Source organism: Streptococcus sp. HMSC067A03, assembly GCF_001814295.1.
GTDB classification, from domain to species: domain Bacteria; phylum Bacillota; class Bacilli; order Lactobacillales; family Streptococcaceae; genus Streptococcus; species Streptococcus constellatus.
Map to the genome: position 1 here is coordinate 36,462 of NZ_KV815639.1, position 24,872 is coordinate 61,333.

A 24,872-nucleotide genomic window follows, 5' to 3' on the forward strand; every position below is an offset into this window, starting at 1 on the left:
TAGGTTCTTTTCTGGAACCTTCTAGCAAAATTTTTCTCTTTTAATGAAAACATTTTTCAAATCTATTGACAAGTACCTCTCTGCATGATATAGTAGATAGGGACTGCTGATTTAGCTCAGTTGGCAGAGCGCATCCATGGTAAGGATGAGGTCGCCGGTTCGATCCCGGCAATTAGCATGAAGAACAGGAAAAAGCCCAATTTTAATGGGCTTTTTTGCATTATAAAAGCAGAAATCAATATTGTTATTGTTTTCACATTCTAATAGAATAATCAAGAAACATCAATGATTTCTTTGTTGAAAGAGTATTTTAAAGCTAATCATATCAACGCTTTTAATTTGTATCTTAATCCTATGATGTTGCAGCAATACAATCAATACTGGATGCACATTGGTGACGATATTAAGACATCAAATTCATTAGCTATTATAGGTGATGGTATTCTCTTAGGTCAAAGCGTTGGTACAGACCTAGTCGGTTTGGACTTCTATCAAATAATGCTGGTATCTGACCCGATTACAGGCGCCTCCGGCTAACTTCATCATGGTCAATACTTAAGGAAAACGTTTTGTAGATGAGTACGGTAGTCGGGATAAATGAGTTCAGGCAGCAATTGACAATGGTGGTTTTTTCTATCTGATTGTAGACGATAATATGAAAGAAACAGCTTATAATACAGTCAAGAAAAGATTGATGCACAGGTAGCACATGGAATGATTTACCGATTAGATAGTTTGGAAGAGTTGGCTTAACAGCTACAAATGGATCCACAGGTCTTTACCAAGACGATCACAGCTTATAATATTTATGTTGATGCAGGATATGGTCCTGAATTTGAAAAAAGAGCTTTCGACCTCAAGGTTGAAAAGTCACCATTTTATGCCACTCCTTGAAAACCAGTCGTTCACCATACTATGAGCGGTCTTAAGATTGATACGAAAACGTATGTTATCAATAAGCGAGGACAAGTTATCCGAAGTTTCTACGCAGCTTGAAAGTAGCTGGCGAATTGCATGTTGGAAACCGTTTGGGTGGTAATTTCCTTACTGATATTTTTACTTTTGGACGTATTGCAGCCGAAATTGCTATTACAAAGAATTGTTAATCTTGATTTTAAGGCAGAAAATTCATTCAGTTTTGGGAGGATTTTTTGTAAATATTCTTGACAAGCATTTCTTTTAATGTTAAAGTATTAACTAATTAAAAGTAGAAAGGAGAATGTATCATGAATAATGTAAAACAAAACAGTACTCAGGTATATCATACGACAGAACTCCTTTCTAGCACAGCACTGTAATTTATTTTTGATGAAAAAATAAATAAAAACAAGTAAGCTCAGGACAGGTTTATTCTGTCTTGAGCTTTTTTGTGTGTTTAGGAAAGGTTTAGGATGATTAAAAGTTTATTTGGATATATAAAAGAACATAAATGGTTATATTTGTCCATTGCTCTGGTTTTACTATTGTATGATTTTACAATGTTGATTCCAACACAGGTAATTCAGCGTTTAGTAGATCATCTTTCGCATCATAGTTTGACACAGCAGAATTTAATTAGAGATGTTAGTTTGTTGGCTCTGGTGACGATTTGTAACTATCTTTCAGCTTACTATTGGCATTTAAAGATATTTCAATCGTCCATTGATTATAAATTTCTCATTCAAAGAAGAGCTTTTGAAAAATTGGTAGCTATGAGAATGCCTTTCTACGAAAAATTTCGTTCTGGTGATATTCTAACGCGTTTTTCAACAGATGTTGAAGGAATGATGGAGATGGCTGGTTATGGAATTGTAATTCTCTTATATGCTGGAGGTATGATTGTCTTTGTCATTCCGACCATGTTTTTTATCTCATGGGGAATTAGCTTACTGGCTATGATTCCGCTTATGACATTGATGATCTGGATTTATTTTCTTGGTAAAAAACAAGATAAACTAGTCGAAAATAATCGTGAAGCAGTGGCATCTTTGAATGATGAGGTGCTGGAAACAATAGAGGGAGTCCGAGTTGCGCGTGCTTATAGAAAGAAGACAACTCAGAAAGAACAGTTCCAATTGCGCACAAAAGCTTTATCTAAGGTTGGTGATCAAATTGCCAGCATTCAATATCTTTACGCGCCTCTCTCCTCTGTCTTTATCGCTTTATCAACGATTATTGTGCTTCTTATTGGGGCTATTTTTATAAAAATGGGACAATTAACAATTGGGCAAGTGATCGCTCTTCAATTGTATATGATTAGCCTTATTGAACCTTTTTGGATGTTGTCGGACTTTATCTTGGTCTATCAAACAGGGAAAACGTCTTTTAAAAAGGTCACAGAATTGATTGAAACGACAGATGATATGAAAATGAGTGGCAAAGAGGAGTTAAAACATCTTATCTCTATTCGTTTTCAGAATTATCATTTCACTTATCCACAAACAAAAAGACCTAGCTTGCGTAACATAGCTTGGCAAATTGAAGCAGGAAAGACGTATGGTATTGTTGGAAAAACAGGATCTGGTAAAACAACCTTAGTTCGTCAGCTTCTTCAGCAATATCCTGTTGGACGAGGTACATTTCAGATAAATGGAAAATCCGTCAGTCACTATTCACGTCCATCGATTGAAGCAATGATTGGCTATGTCCCTCAGGAGCATATTTTGTTCTCAAAATCTGTCAAAGACAATATTGCCTTTGGCAAGAGAAATGCGACATTAAGCGATATTGAGAAAGCTATTAAAACAGCAGCATTTTCAGAAGATTTAAAACGAATGCCAGACGGACTGGAAACTCTTATTGGTGAGAGAGGAGTGTCAATATCTGGCGGTCAAAAACAAAGAATTTCTTTAGCACGCGCCTTTATTAGACAACCAGAAGTCCTCATTTTGGATGATTCTTTGTCAGCAGTTGACGCTCAAACAGAGCGTCGAATTATCAAAAATCTTCAGGATATGCGAGCTAATCAGACAACGATCATTGTGACACACCGTTTGTCAGCTATCCAGCAGGCAGACTGGGTTCTTGTCTTAGAAGATGGACAAATTGTTGAAGAAGGGACACCGAACCAGTTGCTAAATAAAGGAGGCTGGTATGCCGAACAATATCAGCGGCAGCAACATCAGAAAGGAGGGAGCAAATGAGTATCATTAGTCGTTTATTAAAAGAACTAAGAGTTGTTCGAACTGCATTCTTTTTTGCGGTTGGAATTGCTGTTTTAGCAACGGTGACTAGCCAACTGTCTCCTCTCTGTTTGAGAAATATGATAGACGGACCGCTTACACAGATTGGAAGCGGAAAAGATCGTCAGGTTCAGCTTTTGCAATTAGCTGGATTATACATAATTGTTGTAGTTTTGGGGAGCATACTGACTTACTTAGGCGATCGCCTTTTAGCGCATTGTGGAAACAAAGTAGCAGAACATCTGAGGAATGAAGCTTATCAGGTTATGCAAAATTTGCCGATTTCTTACTTTGATGATAAACCGGCAGGTAAGATTGCAACCAGAATTGTAAATGATACGGAAACCTTACGAAGACAATTTTATGCTAGTTTGGTTAGTGTTTTGATTCAAGTTCTTCGGATTGTTTTTACCTACGCTCTATTGTTTTACCTTAGTCCGCTTGCTGCCTCGGTACTTTTGCTATTGCTTCCTGCTTTTTATGGGATACAAGTATTTTATAAAAAACTAACGGACAAGCCGATGAAAGACTTTTATGATTCACGGAGTGATATCAATAATCAAGTGAATGAATTGATGCATGGAGCCAGCTTGATACAGTTATATCATCAGGAAAAAACAGTTCTTTCAGAATTTAATGCAACTGCTCGAAAAATGAGCCAAGCTGATAAACAAATTGTATGGGTAAGTGCTCTTTCATCTTGGCCATTAACGGAATTTTTAAAAAATACAGTGCTTGCTGTCATTTTGACGATAGTTGGCCAGCAATTTTTAGGCGGTCGCAATGTCATTACCGCTGGTGTACTGTTTATCTATCTCAATTATATTATCAATTTATTTGAGATGATGGGTTTTCTGGTTCGGCTTTTCCCAAATGTACAACGATCATTGGAAACAGGGAAACGAGTTTTAGAATTGTTAGATCAACCTCAGGAAGAGGATGTAAAATCACAGTTGGCAGTTGTTAAAGGACAAGTTACATTTGAACATGTGAGCTTTGCATATGAGAAAGGCAAGACAGTTCTGCACAATATTAGTTTTAAAGCAAAGAAAGGAGAGACGGTTGCTTTGGTAGGACATACCGGCTCTGGAAAATCTTCTATCATGAACCTACTTTATCGTTTCTACGATCCTCAAAAAGGGAAAATCTATGTTGATCAACAAGATATTCAACAATATTCTCGTGAAAGTCTTCGTAGTCACATGGGGATTGTTTTGCAAGATCCTTATCTATTCACAGGAACACTAGCAACTAATGTAGCTATGAGCCATTCAGGTATCAATCGTGAAAAAGTTTTGGAATCTTTAGAAAAAGTCGGTGCAGGGGACTTGCTGGCTCGTTGTAAAGAAGGAATTGATGAGCCTGTAAAGGATAAAGGGGCAGCATTTTCAAGCGGTGAACGTCAACTGATTTCATTTGCTCGAGCTCTCTATGCTAATCCTCAAATTTTAATATTGGATGAAGCAACTTCTCATATTGATACAGAAACCGAAGAACTGATTCAAAAAGCAATGGCTGTTGTAAAGGAAGGGAGAACAACTTTTATCATTGCTCATCGTTTATCAACCATTCAAGAGGCAGATCAAATCCTGGTTATTTCTGAAGGAAAGATTGTAGAGCGAGGGCAACACGACACATTGGTAAAACAAAATGGGATCTATGCTCAAATGAGCCGTCTCCAGCAACAAGTATAAGTTTTGAAAGAAAAAATGTGCAATAAAGAGCAGAACTAAATAGTAAATGATTTATAAATGAGCCATCCCTAATTGAAATATGGTATAATGAAAATGATACTAATAAAGTGGGTGCATGATGTATATTGAAATCATAGATGAAACAAATCAAGTTTCGGAAAAAATGATAAAGCAAACGCAGGAAATTTTGCAGTTTGCTGCGAAGAAGATTGGGAAAGAAAATAAGGAAATGGCTGTAACGTTTGTTACAAATGAGCGTAGTCATGAGCTGAATTTAGAATATCGAGATACGGACCGTCCGACAGATGTTATTAGTTTGGAGTACAAGCCTGAGTTGGACATTGCCATTGATGAGGAGGACTTATTAAAAAATCCTGAGCTGGCGGAAATGTTAGAGGATTTTGATGCTTATATCGGAGAACTATTTATTTCCATAGATAAGGCGCGCGAGCAAGCAGAAGAGTATGGTCACAGTTTTGAGCGAGAGATGGGGTTTCTTGCAGTGCATGGTTTTTTGCATATCAATGGATACGATCACTATACGCCAGAAGAAGAGGCGGAAATGTTTGGTTTACAGGAAGAAATTTTGACTGCTTATGGACTTACAAGACAATAAAAAAAACAAGCGCAAATGGAAGAATCGGGATGTCATTTCGAGTTTAGAATTTGCTCTGACAGGGATTTTTACGGCAATCAAAGAAGAACGTAATATGCGTAATCATGCCGTTTCAGCAGTTGTAGTGGTGCTTGCAGGCTTCCTTTTTCAGGTATCTGCGATAGAATGGCTTTTCCTTTTTTTGAGCATTTTTTTGGTTATCGCTTTTGAGATTATGAATTCGGCTATTGAAAATGTGGTGGATTTAGCTAGTGATTATCACTTCTCCATACGAGCTAAAAATGCCAAGGATATGGCAGCTGGTGCAGTTTTAGTAGTTTCTGGATTTGCAGTTGTGACAGGTTTGGTTATTTTCATTCCTAAAATTTGGAATTTGATTTTTTAAAGATTTGGAAATCGGGGGAGACTGCCGATTTTCTGTTATTTAGTGAAATAGAGGTGAAATAATGACTTTTAAATCTGGTTTTGTAGCCATTTTAGGACGTCCTAATGTTGGGAAGTCAACTTTTCTGAATTATGTCATGGGACAAAAGATTGCTATTATGAGTGATAAGGCTCAGACAACTCGTAACAAGATTATGGGGATTTATACGACAGACATGGAGCAAATTGTCTTTATTGATACGCCGGGAATTCATAAGCCTAAAACAGCGCTCGGTGATTTTATGGTAGAGTCTGCTTATTCAACGTTACGGGAGGTAGAGACAGTCCTGTTTATGGTTCCTGCTGATGAAAAGCGTGGTAGGGGTGATGATATGATTATGGAACGGCTCAAGGCAGCAAAAATTCCTGTCATTCTCGTTATCAATAAAATTGACAAAGTACACCCAGACCAGTTGCTGGAGCAGATTGATGATTTTCGGACACAAATGGAATTTAAGGAAATTGTGCCCATTTCTGCCCTGCAAGGCAATAATGTCCCTCGTCTGATGGAATTGCTGAAAGAAAACTTGGAAGAAGGCTTTCAATACTTTCCAGAGGATCAAATTACCGATCACCCGGAACGCTTTTTGGTTTCTGAGATGATTCGAGAGAAAATTTTGAAATTAACGGAGCAAGAAGTACCGCATTCAGTGGCTGTAGTTATTGAATCTATGAAACGTGATGAGGAGACGGACAAGGTACATATTCGTGCTACCATCATGGTGGAGCGTGATAGTCAAAAGGGGATTATCATTGGCAAGCAAGGGGCTCTGCTCAAGAAAATTGGTAAAATGGCACGCCGTGACATTGAAATCATGCTAGGCGACAAAGTCTATCTCGAAACTTGGGTTAAAGTCAAGAAAAACTGGCGGGACAAGAAATTGGATTTGGCAGATTTTGGCTATAATGAGAAGGAGTATTGAGGACGACTTTTAGGGACAGAGAATCTAACGTAGTAGAGGGAGAAGAAAATGGTTTATTCAATTGGGATTACCAGTTTAGATAAGGAAATAAAGGACGGCTTGCTTTGTAATCGTTATAAAGAGGATGAAGTAAGGTCTATCTACCATCAGTACTTAGAATTGAAAGAGCAACGGCACAAGGGATTTAAGACAGCTGGCATGACATTAGTAGTTGTTCTTGTCCTAATGCCGTTGCTGGCGATATTTAGTGGTAGAGCAAATTTAATTTTCCTCATAGTACAATTATTCTTGTTGCCAATATTCGCTTTATTATGTCTTGGTCTGGCTTATTATTTTATGTTTGGGATGTTTAGCCAGCAATTGAGGAAAGCTATGAAAGTCCATTATGGTCATATTATAGAAGAAATGGATCATCAGAAATAGACAAAGCAATCAGAAAATAGAGTTGGTGGACTTTAGGTGGAAAGAGAAGGAGTATTAAACATGACTCAAGATTACATTTCCTATATCCGATCAAAAGTTGGGCATAACAAGGTCATTCTGACTTTTGCTGGGGGCATTTTGACGGATAAGGATGGACGCGTACTTTTGCAATTACGCGGTGATAAGAAAACATGGGCAATTCCAGGTGGTGCAATGGAGCTTGGGGAGTCCACGCTTGATACGGCTAAGCGTGAGTTTTTCGAAGAAACGGGAATTAAAGTACAAGCAACACGTTTTCTCAATGTTTATAGTAATTTTGAGGAAGTCTATCCTAATGGTGACAGGGTGCAGACGGTTGTCTTCATCTATGAGCTGGCGGCTGTTTCACCAGTAAATATTGCGAATTTTCACAATGAAGAAACCTTGCACCTGCGTTTCTTTTCTAAGGAAGAAATTGAGAAGCTGGATTCTGTAAGTGATAAACACCGTTTGATGTTAACGGAATATTTTGCAGACAGCTTTGCTCTAGGGCATTGAATAAATAATAATGATGAGATAAGATTTTATGAAACATATCGGGACACAAAGATTGTTAACAGAACGGTTGCTGCTTCGCCCTTTTGTAGCTAAAGATTACCTTGCCATGTATCGTAACTGGGCCTCTGAACCAGACAATCTTCGTCATATAACTTGGTCTACTCATGAGAATACTGACGTTACTAAACAATCAGTGGCTCAGTGGGTTTAACAATATCAAGATCTGGATTTTTATAAATGGGCGATTTGTCTGAAAGAAAATTCTGATGAAGTGATTGGCGATATTAGTGTGGTGGACATAGATGAAGATATTAATGCTTGCGAAGTTGGTTATGTCCTGAGTAAAAGATATTGGGGACGAGGTTTGATGACTGAGGCACTCCAAGAGGTGCTTTCTTATCTTTTGAAAGAAGCAGACTTTAATTGTGTCACAGCAGACTTTGTTACTGACAATCCTGCTTCAGGACGTGTTATGGCCAAGGCCGGAATGATATACGAGGCAACCTTTCGCAAAGCAGTATTTCATAAAGGGAAAATCAAGGATTTTTCCTCTTATGGAATTTTAAAATCAGATTTGCAGTGATAATAGATGTATTTTAGTGTTTGATACAGTTTAATAAAGGAGGCAGGACAATGGAATTTGTAGAACTTTTAGTGGAAAATGTAGAACGAGCTCAGGAGCGTTTTTTGTCTGTATTGGAAGGTTTGTCTTTAGAAGAGGTGAACGCTTTTCCACTTGTAGATACTGCCCCATCTATTAAGTCTATCACTTGGCTGACTTGGCATACGGCGCGGGAGTTGGATTTCCAGATTGCTGATTTAGCAAAGACTAATCCAGTCTGGTTTTCTAAAGGTTGGAAGAAAAAATTTGCTTTGGATTTGCCAGATGATACGGAAGATTGGCATCACACTCCTCAAGAAGCGCATAAAGTTGTGGTGACAGATATTGATTTTCTTAAAGGTTATCTGTCTGATGCGGTTGCGGCAACAATTGCTTATTTATCAAAGGTAAATGAAGATAGTCTGGATGATGTTGTCGATGAGAATTGGATTCCAGCTGTTAAACGTGGAAATCGTTTAGTATCTATCATTGACGATGCGGCTATGCATTCAGGTCAGACAGTATACGCACGCCGTTTACTAGGAAGAGAAGATTGAAAGAAATAATCATGATAGGAGAAATCCGAGAGGTAGAAAAATCTCAGCTAGCTGATTGGGCTTACTTTGCTCATTTAGCTTGGAAGATAGAGAAAAAGAAATTATTAGTAGCGTTTTCTGAAGGGAAATTTCCTAATGAATTTTTGTACTACATAGAAGGAGAAGCTGTTGCTTGGGTCAGCTTATCTATGCGTTCGGAGTATGTGGAAGGAGCAGAGCAACTTCCTGTTGCATATATTGAAGGCATAGCGGTAGTACCTGTTTTTCAAAGACATGGTATCGCTACTCAGCTTCTTGACTTTGCTCAGTCGTGGGCGACAGAAAAAGGAGTGTCTCAGCTAGCTTCAGATTGTGATATAGACAATGCAGTCAGTCAAGCTTTTCATAAGAAGGCAGGATTTAAAGAAATAAGTCGAACAGTCCATTACACGTTAAATTTGGATAAGAAAGGATAAAAATTTCATGCCTGAATTACCAGAAGTAGAAACGGTACGCCGTGGTTTGGAGCGGCTGGTTAAAGGAAAAGAGATTGAAAAGGTAGATGTCCGTTATACCAAGATGATTGGGACAGGGGTAGATACTTTTGTCTTAGATTTACCGAGACAAAGTATTGATGCTGTTGAGCGTCGGGGCAAATATCTGATTTTTTATTTGACAAATTGGGTGCTGATTTCGCATTTGCGCATGGAAGGAAAGTATCTTTTCTACCCTGAAGAGGCCCAATTGACTAAGCATTCTCATGTAATTTTTCATTTCACAGATGGCAGCAACCTCGTTTATCAGGATGTTCGGAAATTTGGTACAATGGAATTGTTGAAAAAAGAACAGCTGGATAGCTATTTTCTCTCTAAAAAGTTAGGACCAGAACCGACCGAATTAGACTTTCATTTACTACCATTTGCAACAGCTCTAAGAAAGTCTAAGAAACTGATTAAACCTTACCTATTGGATCAAACCTTAGTAGCGGGTCTTGGTAATATCTATGTGGATGAAGTTTTATGGCGGGCACAGATTCACCCAGCAAGAGCAGCCCAAAGCCTGAATAGAGCAGAAATGAAGCATCTGCGAGAACAAATTATTGCGGTCTTGCAGTTAGGAATTGAAAAGGGAGGATCGACCATTCGCACTTATCGCAATGCTTTAGGAGAAGACGGCACAATGCAAGATTTCTTGCAAGTCTATGGAAAAACAAGGCAACCTTGCACTAGATGTGGTCATGAAATTGAAAAAATCAAACTAGCTGGTCGTGGAACTCACCTTTGTCCACATTGTCAAAAAATGAGGTAGGACATGGCAAAAATAATTGGAATTACAGGCGGAATTGCCTCTGGAAAATCAGTTGTAACAGACTTCCTGCGCTCTCAAGGTTATCAAGTGATTGATGCGGATCAGGTAGTTCATGAATTGCAGAAACCGAGAGGTCGACTTTATCAAGCTCTATTGTCAGAATTTGGAACAGAAATTTTATTGGCAGACGGTCAATTGGATCGAAAAAAGCTTGGTGCTCTTCTCTTTAGTCGTCCCGATTTGCTAGAGAAGTCCAGTCGCTTACAAAATGATATTATTCGAGAAGAATTAGCTTTAAAACGTGAGCAATTGGCAGCAACTGAGGAGCTTTTCTTTATGGATATTCCACTATTATTTGAGCAGGGCTATGAAGATTGGTTTGATAAAATTTGGCTAGTAGATGTGAGCAAAGGCACTCAGCTAGAACGTTTGATGGCTCGAAACAATCTTAGTCAAGAAGAGGCTCAACAACGCATAGCAGCTCAGCTTTCTTTGGCAGAAAAAAGACAAAGAGCTGAGATTGTGATTGATAATAACGGTGCGCTTTCGAATACTTTAAAACAGTTGCAGGCGCTTTTAGACAAAGAAAGAAGATGATTTTATTAAGAATCAAGTGAAATGGAAACGGAATTTATGGATTGCTTGGCTGGGTAACTTTTTTATAGGTGCTAGCTTGTCACTAGTTGTTCCCTTTATGTCTTTGTACGTGGAAGAATTAGGCGCCAGAGGCTCTATGGTTGAATTTTATTCAGGCTTGGCGGTTTCGAGTACAGCTTTGACAGCCGCACTTTTGTCGCCTGTCTGGGGAAGTTTAGCTGATAGGTACGGTCGCAAACCAATGATGATTCGGGCAGCTTTTGCAATGACCTTTACGATGGGAGGCTTGGCTTTTGTACCGAATGTATTTTGGCTCATTGTATTGAGACTGTTAAATGGGGTGTTTTCTGGTTATGTACCGAATAGTACTGCTTTAATAGCTAGCCAAGCACCCAAAAAACATTCTGGATATGCTTTGGGAACATTGTCAACAGGTGTAGTAGCGGGAACTCTGATGGGACCGCTCTTAGGAGGAATGATAGCTCAAAGTTTGGGAATGAGAAATGTTTTCCTTTTGGTTGGATTTTTCTTGTTTGTCGTTACTTTGTGGACCATTTTTGGGATAAAAGAAGATTTTCATCCTGTCTCTAAAGGAAAAGAAGTTTCGACCAAGCAACTATTTCAACAAATTCCTCAAAAATCAATGCTTTTTGGCTTGTTTATTACTAGCATGGTGATTCAGATGATTGGACAGTCCATTTCCCCTATTTTGACACTTTATATCCGCTCTTTAGGGCAAAAAGAAAATTTGTTATTGGTATCTGGTGCAATCGTTTCAGCAATGGGCATTTCAAGCATATTTTCATCTGGTTGGCTGGGAAAATTAGGAGATAAAATAGGAAATCACCGTTTGCTCTTACTGGCTCTTTTGTATAGTTTTGTTATTTATATTTTCTGTGCGAGGGCTGGTACACCACTTGAATTGGGAATTTATCGCTTTCTATTTGGATTGGGCACTGGAGCTCTTCTGCCTGGAGTTAGCTCTCTCCTCAATAAAATCACACCAAAAGAAGGTATTTCACGGATTTTCAGTTACAATCAAACTTTCTTTTATATCGGTGGTGTTATTGGGCCGTTAATGGGGTCAGCCATTTCTGTTCATTTTGGCTATCATTGGGTTTTCTATAGTACAGCAGGTTTAGCTTTATTGAACTTTTTCTTTTTATTGTTTAGTTTTAGAAAATATTTAGGAGTGAAGGAAGTCAGTGCGAGTAAAGATTAATTTAAAGTGTTCAAGTTGCGGCAGTCAGAATTATTTAACGAGCAAAAATATGAAAACGCATCCAGAAAAAATTGAAGTATTAAAGTATTGCCCTAAAGAAAGAAAAGTGACCCTACATCTTGAATCAAAATAAATTTTATGGTAAAATAGATAGGATTTTAAGGAGTTTGATATGTATAATTTATTATTAACCATTTTATTGATTTTATCAGTATTTATTTTAATCGCAATTTTTATGCAACCTACAAAAAATCAATCAAGTAATGTATTTGACGCAAGTGCAGGAGATTTGTTTGAACGACCAAAAGCAAGAGGCTTTGAAGCAGTTATGCAGCGTTTGACAGGAGTGATGGTTTTCTTTTGGTTGTTGATTGCACTAATGCTGACAATCTTATCTAGTAAATAAAATGGGCTCTGACTTTGTCTTTGCCTATTTTTTCTGTATTAGGTGAGGAAAAAGTAACTTAAAGTTTAGAGAATATAAGAAAAAAGGAAAGAATGAAAGAAGAAATTTTAAACTATTTAAGAGAAAAGAAAGAAGCTAGTATGGATGAGCTGGCACAAAGATTAGGAAAAGAAAAAGCAAAAGACTTTAGAAATTTAGTTCAGACGATTTCTGAAATGGAGCGAAAACGTCAATTGACCTTTAGCAATGCTGGGAAAATCCAACTTCGTAAAGAAAAGCAGATGCTTACTTTGAAAGGGACCTTTCACGCCCATAAAAATGGCTTTGGCTTTGTTACCTTAAATGAAGAAGAGGATGATCTTTTTATTGGTCGCAATGATGTCAACTATGCGATTGATGGTGATACGGTAGAAGTTGCAATTACTAAGGTTGCAGATCGCAGCAAGGGAACATCTGCTGAAGCGAAGGTTATTGATATTTTGGAACACAGCTTAAAAACAGCAGTGGGTCAGCTCATCTTGGATGAAGAAAAGCCTAAGTATGTTGGTTATATTCGGTCAAAAAATCAGAAAATATCTCAACCTATTTATATTAAGAAACCAGCTTTGGTTTTGGATGGGACAGAGATTTTAAAAGTAGAGATTGATAAGTACCCAACTAAAAAGCATGACTTTTTTGTGGCTACTATTTTGGATGTAGTGGGTCACAAGGATGATCCGGGTATTGATGTTCTGGAAGTTTTGGAGTCCATGGACATTGTGTCTGAGTTTCCAGAGAGAGTTTTGAAAGAAGCGTCAGCAATTCCGGATATGCCATCTAAAAAGGATTTTGAAGGTCGTTTAGATCTGCGTAATGAAATTACCTTTACTATTGATGGGGCGGATGCTAAAGATTTGGACGATGCAGTTCATATCAAGAAACTATCAAATGGACATTTTGAACTGGGAGTTCATATTGCAGATGTTTCTTACTATGTTCAAGAAGGTTCTGAATTGGACAAGGAAGCGCTCAATCGAGCAACATCTGTTTATGTGACGGATCGAGTAGTACCTATGCTGCCTGAACGCCTATCCAACGGTATCTGTTCACTCAATCCTAATGTAGATCGGCTGACGCAATCAGCTATCATGGAGATTGATCAAAAAGGGCGAGTTGTCAAGCATACCATTACACAAACAATCGTTAAAACTACTTTTCGTATGACCTATAGCGATGTGAATGACATGATTGCGGGAGACGAGAAAAAACGAGCAGCTTTTAAAGCGATTGTGCCAAGTATAGAGCAAATGGTAGAGCTTCATGCTATCTTAGAAACGATGCGTTTCAAGCGAGGAGCCCTTAATTTTGATACGAAAGAGGCTAAAATTTTGGTCAATAAGGCTGGACGTCCAGTAGATATTATTTTACGTCAGCGTGGCCTTGCGGAGCGTATGATTGAGTCTTTTATGTTGGTCGCAAATGAAACGGTGGCAGAGCATTTTGCTAAACTAAAGCTGCCCTTTATCTATCGGATTCACGAAGAACCTAAAGCTGAAAAAGTACAGAAGTTTATTGACTTTGCTTCTACCTTTGGAGTTCGAGTATATGGAACGGCTAATTCTATAAGCCAGTCTGCTCTTCAAGATATTATGAAAGCGGTGCATGGTCAGCCCTATGAAGAAGTGCTATCTATGATGCTTTTGCGCTCCATGCAGCAGGCTCGTTACTCAGAGCATAACTACGGTCATTATGGTTTGGCAGCCGGGTTTTACACTCACTTCACTAGTCCAATTCGCCGCTATCCAGACCTTTTAGTTCACCGTATGGTGCGCGATTACGGGCGTTCTAAGGAAATAGCAGAGCATTTTGAGCAAGTCATTCCAGATATTGCCAGTCAGTCTTCCAGCAGGGAACGGCGAGCTATTGAAGCAGAGCGAGAAGTAGAGGCTATGAAAAAGGCTGAGTTTATGGAAGAATTTGTGGGAGAAGAATTTGATGGTATTGTGTCGAGTGTAGTCAAATTCGGTCTATTTGTCGAACTTTCAAACACAGTTGAAGGTTTGATTCATGTAGCTAACTTGCCAGAGTTTTTCCACTATAATGAACGTAATCTAACTTTGCAGGGTGAAAAATCCAGTGTTGTTTTTCGAGTCGGTCAACAGATTCGCATTAAGTTAGTTCGATCGGATAAGGCGACTGGTGAGATTGACTTTGAATACCTACCTAGTGAATATGATGTAATTGAAAAGAAAAAGCACTCCAAGTTCAGGCAAGACGGACGTCAACAGTCTTATCGCGGTGACGGAGAGCGAAAGAGCAAATCTTCAAAAGGAATCATTTCTAGGGATAAGAAATCAAAGAAAAGCAAAGGGAAGAAACCATTTTATAAAGAAATGACTAAGAAAGGAAGTAAGAATGGCAAAAGGAGAGGGAAAGGTCGTCGCTCAAAATAAGAAAGCACGTCACGACTATACTATTGTTGATACGATTGAAGCGGGCATGGTTTTAACTGGAACTGAAATTAAAAGCGTACGCGCTGCACGAATTAACCTAAAAGACGGCTTTGCTCAAATCAAAAATGGAGAAGTCTGGCTCAGTAATGTCCATATAGCTCCTTATGAAGAAGGAAATATTTGGAATCAAGATCCTGAACGTAGGAGAAAATTGCTGTTGCATAAAAAGCAAATTAAAAAATTAGAGCAGGAAACCAAAGGAACTGGGATGACTTTAGTTCCTCTCAAAGTTTATCTTAAAGATGGTTATGCTAAGTTGCTTTTAGGATTGGCTAAAGGGAAACATGACTATGATAAGCGCGAATCTATTAAACGTCGTGAGCAAAATAGAGATATTGCTCGGACTATGAAGACTTATAATATACGATAATATCCATTATATTACTCTCATTTTTTAATAGGGTGAAGTGTTTCATTGGTTAATCCTTATCAAAATTCTTTTTCTAATATCGCAAAAGCTGAAAAATTTTTTCAGCTTTTTTATTTATTTTACGAATAAACAGATAAAGTAAATTTTCATTCAGTTTAGGAGGAAAAATGTTAGAGGTAATCATCACAAAAATAAAAGAGTATAAAATTTTAGTTGGTTTAAGCCTGATTGGTTTGATCATAGCAGGATTTTTTCTGATGACTAGTAAATCTGCTAGACAATCTAATGTGGGAGATATTGCACAAGAGGCCACAAATGCAAAACTAGAACGGAAAGAAACTTCAACTGAAACGAAGAAAAAACAACAGAAAGAAGAAACAGAATCTCAAAAGAATTTAGCGAGTGAAGAATTGGAATTTTTAACTGTAGATGTTAAAGGTGCTGTTAAAAATCCAGGTATTTATCAATTAAAAAAAACAAGCCGAATAAATGATGCTATCCAAAAAGCGGGTGGACTAACGACAGACGCTGACAGCAAATCTATCAATTTGGCTCAAAAACTAACAGATGAGGCTGTGATTTACGTGGCAGTTATGGGTGAAAATGTAACAAATGCTGCAAGTAGTAATGGACAAACTTTAACGACAGATACCAATGGAACTGCGGCACAAAAAGGGAATAAGGTCAATCTAAATAAGGCTAATTTGTCTGATTTACAGTCTATTTCTGGTATTGGACAAAAGCGCGCCCAAGATATTTTAGATTATCGTGAGGCAAATGGAAAATTTAATTCTGTTGATGATCTTAAAAATATATCAGGAGTTGGTGCTAAAACATTAGAGAAATTGAAAGAATATGTCACAGTGGATTAAGATATTTCCGATTAAACCAATTTACATTGCTTTCTTACTTGTCTGGTTATATTTTGCAATCTATCAAAGTAGCTGGTTGGCTTGGTTTTGTTTTATTTTTCTAATAGTCCGTCTTTTTGTCCTTTATTCACCGAAAAAATGTTTCACAACTTTAATGTTTCTCGCTTGTTTTGCTGCTTTTTTCTTTGTTCGTAGAGAAATGGCAGAGTGGCAAACAAAAGCAGAACCTTCTTCTGTAAGACAAGTAGCAGTTCTACCTGACACGATTAAGGTAAATGGAGATTCGCTTTCTTTTCGCGGCAAAGCAAATGGGCAGACTTATCAAATTTACTACAAATTGAAATCAAAAGAAGAACAGTTGGCTTTTCAAAATCTATCCAGTCTTGTCACATTAACTGTTGAGGGGGAATTTGAATCTCCTGAAAAGCAGCGCAATTTTTCTGGTTTTGATTATCAAGTCTATCTAAAAACACAAGGGATTTATCGAATTTTAAAGGTGGATCAAATTTTGTCTAGTCAAGATAGGGTTAGCTTCCAACCGTTTGAGTGGTTGTCTAGCTGGCGAAGAAAGGCATTGGTTTTCATTAAGAGAAATTTTCCAAATCCGATGAATCATTACATGACAGGGCTCTTATTTGGCGCATTAGAGACAGATTTTGATGAAATGAGTGATCTTTATTCTAGCTTGGGAATTATTCATTTATTTGCGTTATCTGGCATGCAAGTTGGCTTTTTTATGGAAGGATTTCGTAAGTTGCTTTTGAAGCTGGGACTTACGAAGGAAATGGTTCATAAATGCCAATATCCGTTTTCTTTCTTTTATGCAGGAATGACTGGATTTTCAGTATCCGTTGTACGGAGCTTAATTCAGAAATTATTGTCGCAACATGGTATCACTAAATTAGATAATTTTGCTTTAACAATAATGGTGTTGTCCTTGCTTATGCCATCTTTTCTTTTAACAGCAGGAGGAGTTCTCTCCTGTGCCTATGCTTTTGTTATTAGTGTTATAGATTTTGAAAGTCTGACTTCTTGGAGAAAAGTTGTGGTAGAGAGTAGTATCATTTCACTTGGTGTTTTACCGATTCTAATCTTTTATTTTGGAGAATTTCAACCTTGGTCTATTTTATTGACATTTGTTTTTTCACTAATTTTTGATATAGTGATGCTACCGGGTTTAACACTGATTTTTCTCATTTCACCTTTCATAAAGCTCATTCAAGTAAATTTTCTTTTTGAAGGCTTAGAAAATAGTATTCGTTGGATAGCAAATGTCTTTGGCAGACCAATCGTTTTTGGGCAACCTAGCTCGCTTTTATTAGTTGTTATGCTGCTTGTACTGGCTATTTTGTATGATGTTAGAAAAAATAAAAAATGGGTGATATTGCTCAGCTTGTGTCTTGCTATACTATTTTTTATAACTAAATTTCCTTTGCAAAATGAGATCACAATGGTTGATGTTGGACGGGGAGATAGTCTTTTTTTGAGAGACTGGAAAGGTAGAAATGTATTGATTGACGTTGGAGGACGTGAAGAAATTAGAACAAAAGAATCTTGGCAAAAACGAACAACTAAATCAAATGCGGAGAAAACTTTGATTCCTTACCTAAAAAGTCGTGGTATAGATACGATTGATACTCTAATCTTAACAAATCCTAATGCAGATTATGCGGGAGATGTAATAAAAGTGGTTAAAAAGTTTGCGGTAAAGAAAATTTTTATTTCCAGAAGTAGTTTGAATGATGCAGACTTTTTAAATAAATTAAAGGAGACAAGGGCATTTGTTCATGTCGTAAAACAAGGAGACAAACTTCCTATTTTTGATCATCATTTGCAAGTTCTTTCTGGTACGAATAAGAATGATCAATCGCTAGTTTTATATGGTCAATTTTTTCGTACAAGGTTTTTATTTATGAGCAATTTAACAGAAGAGGATGGAGTAAAGCTAATGCAACTTTATCCAAAGCTAAAAACAGATGTCTTGAAGGTTGGGCAACATGGAGCTCAAAATTCATTACATTCAAAATTTTTACAGCAAATAGAACCGGCAGTTGCACTCATTTCTGTTGGGAAAAATAACCAATCCAAATCTCCGAATCAAGAAATGATAGAAGGATTGAATCGCTTAAATGCGAAGATTTATCGAACGGATGAACGAGGGGCGATCAAGTTTTCAGGATGGACAAAATGGCAATTAGAAACTGTTCAATAGTCAGAGTTCTAAAATTGAAATTCCGTTGATTTAGTAGGAAGAGTATGATATTTAAAAATAAAAACTTAGGAGATTTATTATGTTTACAGTTTATAAAAAGTTTTGGACTCATTATGCTGATTTTGAAGGAAAATCAACAAGACCTGAGTATTGGTGGTCTGTTTTGTGCAATGTGTTGATTACACTGCCATTTGGTATGATAGCTTTTGGGTCGATTTTAACTGCAATTTTCAACATTGTGCAACAAGCAGTTTACTATCGGGAAGAACTTGGTGAATTTGATCCAAGTGTTTTTATAGCTAGCTTAGGTTCTACATTTATTATCATTATTTTATTGAGTATTTTCTGGATAGCAACTTTAGTTCCAAATTTAGCAATTATTGTGCGTCGCTTGCGCGATGCTGGCTATCATTGGGCATTCATCTTTTTATATGTAGCTCCTGTACTTTTGATGTGGGTTCCACTTTTAAATATCTTAGCTGTTTTAGCTATGCTACCATGTTCTATCGCTCTGATTGTCTTACTTTGTATGCCGACTAAAGAAGCGCAAACATCTACTGTTGATCAAGGACAATTTACAACACAACAAATGCAATCTCAACAACCTGTTCAAACGCAACAATTTACTCAACCGCAAGAATTTACTCAACCGCAAGAATCAGCACAATCTCAAGCGATGAAAACAGAAGTAACACCAGTTCAACAAGAAATGAAAGTGACAGAAATAACTGCTCAAGCTATCCAATCGGAAGAGGAAACTTTAGCCTCAGCTATCACGGAAAATGAACAATTTAAAAAAGATGAACTCGGCCAATAGACAACATTTTACAGTTAAATAATTACATATAAAGAAAAGCCCATTGAATGGGCTTTTTAAGTTTACAATATTAAATAAGGATAGCAACTAGTTTTTATTAGGATCGTTATGAAAATCAATTATGAGGCAAATTATTGCAATAGCAAAAATAAATAATATGATTCCGATGATGATTTTTATCATCATATTTGAAAAGTAAAATAAGGCAATAAACAAGAGTAAAAATAAAATAAACCAAGACCACATAAGGTTGCTCCTTCCTCAGTTTATTATAACATAAAGAAATACTCTGATTTTATTCGATTGTTTATATAGAAAAGTATGTGTGTCCTTACAGTTTGATTTTAGAAGATTTTGATACAGGTAATATCTCTACATAAAAAGTCAGCTAAATGAAGGAAAATTTGGTATGATAAGATTAATCATGTAGCTAGGAGAAAGACTATGGAAAACAAAGTACGTTACAATTGGGCAACTTTAGGTACAGGTGTGATTGCTAATGAATTGGCACAAGCTTTGGAGAAATTGGGAGGGAAGCTTTATTCGGTTGCTAATCGAACATATCAAAAAGGCTTGGAGTTTGCACAAAAATACGGTATTGAAAAAGTCTACGACCAGATAGATGACGTATTTAGTGACGAAAATGTGGATATTATTTACATTTCCACGCCACACAATACGCATATTGATTTTTTACGAAAAGCACTAAAAAATGGAAAACATGTTCTATGCGAGAAGTCTATTACACTTAATTCTGAAGAATTAGAAGAAGCTATCTTCCTAGCGGAACAGCATCATGTTGTTTTAGCTGAAGCTATGACCATTTATCATATGCCGATTTATCGTCAATTAAGTAAAGTAATTTCTAGCGGGCGATTAGGTGACTTAAAAGTGATTCAAATGAACTTTGGCAGTTATAAAGAATATGATATGACAAATCGTTTCTTTAATCGTCAGCTTGCAGGCGGAGCCCTTTTGGATATTGGTGTATATGCCTTATCATTTGTTCGCTGGTTTATGACATCTCGACCCAATCAAATTCTTTCACAAGTGAAATTTGCACCAACGGGCGTTGATGAGCAGGCGGGGATTCTTCTGACAAATGCTGAAGGAGAAATGGCAACTTTGACCTTGAGTCTCCACGCTAAACAGCCTAAGCGAGGAACAATTGCTTATGATAAAGGCTATATTGAAATATATGAATATCCTCGAGGACAAAAGGCGGTTATTACCTATACGGAAGACGGGCATCAAGAAATCATTGAAGCTGGAAAGACGAGTGATGCTTTAATGTATGAAATTCTTGATATGGAAGAAGCAGTAGCTGGTGACAAAGATGAGATGTGCTTGCATTATAGTCGTGATGTCATGAAAATCATGACAGATTTACGAAAAGAATGGGGAATGACCTATCCTGAGGAAGAAAAGTAATTGAGTATAGAAGAGGAGAAAACAATGGAACACTCAGCTTGGCATAGTTTGATTAAGCAACAATTGCCTGATGGTTATTTTGGTAAAATTAATTATTTTTTAAATCAGGTTTATTCATCAGGCACAATCTATCCACCGCGTGAAAAAGTATTTAATGCGATACAAACGACTGATTTAGTAGATGTAAAGGTGGTAATTTTAGGGCAGGATCCTTATCATGGTCCGCGTCAAGCACAGGGGTTGAGTTTCTCAGTACCAGATGATATTCCAGCGCCACCTTCTCTTCAAAATATTTTGAAAGAGTTGGCAGATGACATTGGAATGAAAGAATCTCATGATTTGACATCTTGGGCGCGTCAAGGAGTACTGTTGCTAAATGCGAGTTTGACTGTTCCTGCTGGTCAAGCAAATGGGCATGCTGGTCAAATTTGGGAACCGTTTACGGATGCCGTTATTAAGGTTGTCAATGAAAAAGATACACCTGTTGTTTTTATTCTCTGGGGTTCTTATGCACGCAAGAAAAAAGCATTGATTACCAATCCAAAACATCTCATTTTGGAATCTCCTCATCCGAGTCCTTTATCGGCTCATCGAGGTTTTTTTGGAAGTAGACCTTTTTCTAAGACAAATGAATTTTTAAAAAATCAAGGATTAGAACCCGTTGACTGGTTAGTTTAGGAGGAGAAATGGTTAAATTAGCAACGATTTGTTACATTGACAATGGAAAAGAAATTTTACTACTTCATCGCAATAAAAAGCCTAATGATATTCATGCTTGCAAGTGGATTGGTGTTGGTGGTAAATTAGAAAAAGGTGAAACACCGCAAGAGTGTGCGGTGCGAGAAATCTTTGAAGAGACGGGATTACAAGTAAATAAGCCAGTACTAAAAGGTATTATCACTTTTCCGGATTTCACGCCTCACCATGACTGGTACACTTATGTATTTAAAGTGACAGAATTTACAGGTGAGCTGATTGACTGCGACGAAGGTACTTTGGAATGGGTACCTTATGAACAAGTTCTATCTAGACCGACTTGGGAGGGAGATCACATCTTTGTATCGTGGCTTTTAGAAAATAAACCGTTTTTCTCGGCCAAATTTTCTTACAAAGGAGAGACGTTAGTGGAGAGCCATGTTGATTTTTATGAAGATTAAGGAGAAAATTTATGTTGTTAATTAAAAATGGTCGACTCATGGATCCTAAATCTGGTTTAAATCAGATTTGTGATATCTTGATGAAGGATAAAAGAATTCTTCAAATTGGTCAAGATTTGAAAGTAGAAAATGCTCAGGTAATTGATGCGACTGGATTGGTGGTAGCACCAGGATTGATTGATATCCATGTTCATTTTCGTGAGCCTGGTCAGACACATAAGGAAGACATCCACACAGGTGCTTTGGCAGCGGCAGCAGGTGGATTTACAACGGTTGTCATGATGGCAAATACCACTCCAACGATTTCAACAGTAGAGACACTAAAGGAAGTATTAGCATCTGCCGATCGTGAAAAAATTCATATTAAAGCTGTTGCAACTATTACAAAGAATTTTGATGGACAACATTTGACAGATTTTAAAGGGCTTTTAGCAGCGGGAGCTATTGGTTTTTCAGATGACGGAATTCCATTAAAAAGTACGAAAATGGTACGCGAAGCTTTAGAAGAAGCTGACAAACATGGTGCATTTATTTGTCTTCATGAAGAGGACCCAGAACTAAATGGTATTTTGGGATTCAATGAGCATATCGCTAAAGAACATTTTGGATTCTGCGGTGCGACAGGTGTTGCTGAATATAGTATGATTGCGCGTGATGTCATGATTGCTCATGCAACCAATACTCATATTCATATTCAGCATTTATCAAAAGCAGAAAGCGTGAAAGTCGTGGAATTTGCTCAGCGATTGGGCGCTCATGTGACAGCAGAAGCAGCACCCCAGCATTTTTCTAAAACAGAAGAGCTATTGTTGCTCAGAGGTAGCAATGCTAAGATGAATCCACCCCTTCGTTTGGAATCAGATCGTTTAGCTGTCATTGAAGGGCTTAAATCAGGAGTGATTTCGGTTATTGCGACAGACCATGCACCTCACCATGTCGATGAAAAAAATGTAAAAGATATCACCCAAGCACCGTCTGGTATGACAGGTTTAGAGACATCGCTTTCACTTGGCTTGACGTATTTGGTAGACGCAGGTCATTTGACCCTCATGCAGTTGCTGGAAAAAATGACGATTAACCCCGCACAGCTTTATGGTTTTGACGCGGGTTATCTTGCTGAGAACGGTCCAGCCGATCTCACGATTTTTGATGCAAATGCCGAACGCATGATAACAGAAGATTTCGCCTCAAAATCAATTAATTCGCCATTTATTGGCGAAAAATTGAAAGGTGTTGTTTGTTATACTATCTGTGATGGACAAATCGTGTATGAAGGTAAATCGTGATAAGAACATAAGGTTGGAAATATTTTTCAACCTTTTTATATTCTTAATTTCTTCTAATTTTTATCAAATTGTCTGTTTATTTTAATAAAAAATGATACAATAGAGAAGTTAAAAGAGTCCCGAAAAGGTAGTCAAAGGTTAAATATTGACCGTAGAGACTAGTGCTTTGTAACTTTTTAACGTAAGTCTGTTTACAGATTTTCAAGTAACTTCCTAGCAATAATAGAATTTCTAGGGACAATATTTCATTAAAAGGGGGACATGAATATGTCAGAGCGTAAACTTTTCACGTCTGAATCTGTATCTGAAGGACATCCAGATAAGATTGCAGACCAAATTTCAGATGCTATTTTAGATGCTATTTTAGAGCAGGATCCAGAAGCTCATGTAGCTGCTGAGACAGCTGTCTATACAGGTTCCGTCCATGTTTTTGGAGAAATCTCTACAAATGCTTATGTGGATATTAACCGCATAGTTCGTGATACGATTGCAGAGATTGGCTACACAAATGCTGAATATGGTTTTTCTGCAGAGACGGTGGGAGTGCATCCGTCGCTTGTTGAGCAGTCATCAGACATTGCTCAAGGGGTGAATGAGGCCTTAGAAATTCGTGGGAATGTTGATCAAGATCCACTTGATTTGATTGGCGCTGGAGATCAAGGTCTTATGTTTGGCTTTGCCGTAGATGAAACGCCTGAACTAATGCCACTGCCTATTTCTTTAAGTCACAAATTAGTCCGTCGTTTAGCAGAGCTTCGCAAATCTGGAGAAATTTCCTATCTTCGTCCGGATGCAAAATCTCAGGTAACGGTTGAATACGATGAAAACGACCAAGCAGTCCGTGTTGATACTGTAGTTATTTCCACTCAACATGACCCAGAAGTAAGCAATGAGCAGATTCATCAAGATGTAATTGAAAAGGTCATTAAAGAAGTTGTTCCAGCAGAATATTTAGATGAAGAAAGCAAGTTTTTCATCAATCCAACTGGTCGCTTTGTTATTGGTGGTCCTCAAGGAGATTCCGGTTTAACTGGACGTAAGATTATCGTTGATACTTATGGCGGGTATGCACGCCACGGAGGAGGAGCTTTCTCTGGTAAAGACGCTACAAAGGTCGATCGTTCCGCTTCCTATGCTGCTCGTTACATTGCCAAAAATATTGTCGCTGCTGGCTTGGCCAAGAAAGCTGAAGTCCAGCTAGCCTATGCTATTGGGGTTGCACATCCAGTATCAGTCCGCATTGATACTTTTGGTACAGGTGTAGTTTCAGAAAGCAATCTTCAAGAAGCGGTTCGACAAATCTTTGACCTTCGTCCAGCTGGTATTATTCAAATGCTTGATTTGAAACGCCCAATTTACCGTCAGACTGCTGCCTATGGGCACATGGGACGTACGGATATTGACTTGCCGTGGGAAAAACTTGATAAAGTAGATGCTTTAAAAGCAGTTGTTGCAAAATAAAGAAGAAGTTAGGATACAAGTCTCTTGTTTATAAATTTTTTATGTGGCATTTTACAATCAGCCGCAGTTGCAATCTGACTTAAAACGTATTTATTTGTGCCGATTATATTAGTGTTATCTGCAAACTCCAGCAGTTCCCTAGATTGTCGGATCTAGTTATCATTTTGAGGAGCGGGACAAAATTGATTTTTGTCCCGCTCTTTTTAGAATGCCACCAAAATAAAAGAGTTTTGTAATCGTTATATAACAAGAATGACAAGTTAAAAGAGATTTCTTTAAAAGGATAGGATTTTCACAGAAACTGTGTTATAATAAAGTGCAGTATAT

General features: G+C 37.6%; 23 protein-coding genes, 1 tRNA gene and 3 pseudogenes. All 27 read left to right on the plus strand.

Annotated elements, in window-relative coordinates; genetic code table 11:
• The first annotated feature begins 105 nt into the window (after window positions 1-105).
• The 27 genes and pseudogenes from HMPREF2963_RS00190 (at window position 106) to metK (ending at window position 24,545) form a co-directional block, all read left to right on the plus strand.
• Window positions 106-178: transfer RNA gene (locus tag HMPREF2963_RS00190), tRNA-Thr, on the plus strand.
• A gap of 170 nt (window positions 179-348) precedes the next feature.
• Window positions 349-1,106, plus strand: a pseudogene (locus HMPREF2963_RS09415) (FAD-binding protein); the annotation flags it as partial.
• A 285-nt stretch (window positions 1,107-1,391) separates the two neighbouring features.
• The gene (locus HMPREF2963_RS00200; RefSeq protein ID WP_070667930.1) at window positions 1,392-3,122 is read left to right on the plus strand and encodes an ABC transporter ATP-binding protein; all 1,731 of its coding nucleotides are present in this window, start codon (window positions 1,392-1,394) and stop codon (window positions 3,120-3,122) included.
• Window positions 3,119-4,855 (plus strand): ABC transporter ATP-binding protein, encoded by a 1,737-nt coding sequence (locus HMPREF2963_RS00205; protein WP_058669493.1) that lies wholly within the window; start codon window positions 3,119-3,121, stop codon window positions 4,853-4,855. Before HMPREF2963_RS00200 ends, HMPREF2963_RS00205 begins: the two co-directional genes overlap by 4 nt.
• A 118-nt stretch (window positions 4,856-4,973) precedes the next feature.
• Window positions 4,974-5,471: an rRNA maturation RNase YbeY gene (gene ybeY / locus HMPREF2963_RS00210; protein WP_003069388.1), complete on the plus strand. Its 498-nt coding sequence runs from the start codon at window positions 4,974-4,976 to the stop codon at window positions 5,469-5,471.
• Window positions 5,452-5,856 (plus strand): diacylglycerol kinase family protein, encoded by a 405-nt coding sequence (locus HMPREF2963_RS00215; RefSeq protein ID WP_006269472.1) that lies wholly within the window; start codon window positions 5,452-5,454, stop codon window positions 5,854-5,856. The genes ybeY and HMPREF2963_RS00215 overlap by 20 nt, the downstream gene beginning before the upstream one ends.
• Before the next feature lie 61 nt (window positions 5,857-5,917).
• Entirely contained in the window at window positions 5,918-6,817 is a 900-nt protein-coding gene (era, locus tag HMPREF2963_RS00220) for a GTPase Era (protein ID WP_006269512.1), read from the plus strand.
• Between the two features lie 48 nt (window positions 6,818-6,865).
• On the plus strand, window positions 6,866-7,240 hold the full coding sequence (locus tag HMPREF2963_RS00225; protein WP_039677060.1) for a ComEC/Rec2 family competence protein: 375 nt from the start codon (window positions 6,866-6,868) through the stop codon (window positions 7,238-7,240).
• A gap of 60 nt (window positions 7,241-7,300) precedes the next feature.
• Window positions 7,301-7,777, plus strand: coding sequence for an NUDIX hydrolase (locus HMPREF2963_RS00230; protein ID WP_070667932.1), 477 nt, complete (start codon window positions 7,301-7,303; stop codon window positions 7,775-7,777).
• Between the two features lie 28 nt (window positions 7,778-7,805).
• A pseudogene (locus HMPREF2963_RS00235) lies at window positions 7,806-8,360 on the plus strand (GNAT family N-acetyltransferase).
• A 50-nt stretch (window positions 8,361-8,410) separates the two neighbouring features.
• Window positions 8,411-8,935 carry a mycothiol transferase gene (locus tag HMPREF2963_RS00240; RefSeq protein ID WP_003069237.1) on the plus strand — a complete coding sequence of 175 codons (525 nt, stop codon included), beginning with the start codon at window positions 8,411-8,413 and terminating at the stop codon, window positions 8,933-8,935.
• An 11-nt stretch (window positions 8,936-8,946) separates the two neighbouring features.
• Window positions 8,947-9,390, plus strand: coding sequence for a GNAT family N-acetyltransferase (locus HMPREF2963_RS00245; RefSeq protein ID WP_037565592.1), 444 nt, complete (start codon window positions 8,947-8,949; stop codon window positions 9,388-9,390).
• Window positions 9,391-9,397: 7 nt separating this feature from the next.
• Window positions 9,398-10,222: a DNA-formamidopyrimidine glycosylase gene (mutM, locus tag HMPREF2963_RS00250; RefSeq protein ID WP_006269523.1), complete on the plus strand. Its 825-nt coding sequence runs from the start codon at window positions 9,398-9,400 to the stop codon at window positions 10,220-10,222.
• 3 nt (window positions 10,223-10,225) lie between these two features.
• Window positions 10,226-10,819: a dephospho-CoA kinase gene (coaE, locus tag HMPREF2963_RS00255; protein WP_006269573.1), complete on the plus strand. Its 594-nt coding sequence runs from the start codon at window positions 10,226-10,228 to the stop codon at window positions 10,817-10,819.
• Window positions 10,820-10,835: 16 nt separating this feature from the next.
• Window positions 10,836-12,041: a multidrug efflux MFS transporter gene (locus HMPREF2963_RS00260; RefSeq protein WP_172594014.1), complete on the plus strand. Its 1,206-nt coding sequence runs from the start codon at window positions 10,836-10,838 to the stop codon at window positions 12,039-12,041.
• Window positions 12,025-12,174 (plus strand): 50S ribosomal protein L33, encoded by a 150-nt coding sequence (gene rpmG / locus HMPREF2963_RS08915; protein ID WP_080979224.1) that lies wholly within the window; start codon window positions 12,025-12,027, stop codon window positions 12,172-12,174. Before HMPREF2963_RS00260 ends, rpmG begins: the two co-directional genes overlap by 17 nt.
• Before the next feature lie 39 nt (window positions 12,175-12,213).
• On the plus strand, window positions 12,214-12,447 hold the full coding sequence (gene secG / locus HMPREF2963_RS00265) for a preprotein translocase subunit SecG (protein WP_003024744.1): 234 nt from the start codon (window positions 12,214-12,216) through the stop codon (window positions 12,445-12,447).
• Window positions 12,448-12,539: 92 nt separating this feature from the next.
• A pseudogene (rnr, locus tag HMPREF2963_RS00270) lies at window positions 12,540-14,676 on the plus strand (ribonuclease R); the annotation flags it as partial.
• A gap of 165 nt (window positions 14,677-14,841) precedes the next feature.
• Window positions 14,842-15,309, plus strand: a complete 468-nt coding sequence (gene smpB, locus HMPREF2963_RS00275) for an SsrA-binding protein SmpB (RefSeq protein ID WP_037597084.1) — start codon at window positions 14,842-14,844, stop codon at window positions 15,307-15,309.
• A gap of 167 nt (window positions 15,310-15,476) precedes the next feature.
• Window positions 15,477-16,181 carry a helix-hairpin-helix domain-containing protein gene (locus tag HMPREF2963_RS00280; RefSeq protein ID WP_070667936.1) on the plus strand — a complete coding sequence of 235 codons (705 nt, stop codon included), beginning with the start codon at window positions 15,477-15,479 and terminating at the stop codon, window positions 16,179-16,181.
• The gene (locus HMPREF2963_RS00285) at window positions 16,165-18,393 is read left to right on the plus strand and encodes a DNA internalization-related competence protein ComEC/Rec2 (RefSeq protein ID WP_070667937.1); all 2,229 of its coding nucleotides are present in this window, start codon (window positions 16,165-16,167) and stop codon (window positions 18,391-18,393) included. The genes HMPREF2963_RS00280 and HMPREF2963_RS00285 overlap by 17 nt, the downstream gene beginning before the upstream one ends.
• 79 nt (window positions 18,394-18,472) lie before the next feature.
• Window positions 18,473-19,210, plus strand: a complete 738-nt coding sequence (locus HMPREF2963_RS00290; RefSeq protein ID WP_070667939.1) for a DUF805 domain-containing protein — start codon at window positions 18,473-18,475, stop codon at window positions 19,208-19,210.
• 444 nt (window positions 19,211-19,654) lie between these two features.
• Entirely contained in the window at window positions 19,655-20,641 is a 987-nt protein-coding gene (locus HMPREF2963_RS00295) for a Gfo/Idh/MocA family protein (protein WP_070667941.1), read from the plus strand.
• Window positions 20,642-20,665: 24 nt separating this feature from the next.
• Window positions 20,666-21,319 (plus strand): uracil-DNA glycosylase, encoded by a 654-nt coding sequence (locus HMPREF2963_RS00300; RefSeq protein WP_006269516.1) that lies wholly within the window; start codon window positions 20,666-20,668, stop codon window positions 21,317-21,319.
• A gap of 8 nt (window positions 21,320-21,327) precedes the next feature.
• On the plus strand, window positions 21,328-21,798 hold the full coding sequence (locus HMPREF2963_RS00305; RefSeq protein ID WP_070667943.1) for an NUDIX hydrolase: 471 nt from the start codon (window positions 21,328-21,330) through the stop codon (window positions 21,796-21,798).
• Window positions 21,799-21,809: 11 nt separating this feature from the next.
• Window positions 21,810-23,084 (plus strand): dihydroorotase, encoded by a 1,275-nt coding sequence (locus tag HMPREF2963_RS00310; RefSeq protein ID WP_070667945.1) that lies wholly within the window; start codon window positions 21,810-21,812, stop codon window positions 23,082-23,084.
• A 267-nt stretch (window positions 23,085-23,351) separates the two neighbouring features.
• A complete protein-coding gene (gene metK / locus HMPREF2963_RS00315) occupies window positions 23,352-24,545 on the plus strand; it encodes a methionine adenosyltransferase (protein ID WP_003069208.1) in 1,194 nt (397 codons plus the stop codon).
• The last annotated feature ends 327 nt before the right edge of the window (window positions 24,546-24,872 follow it).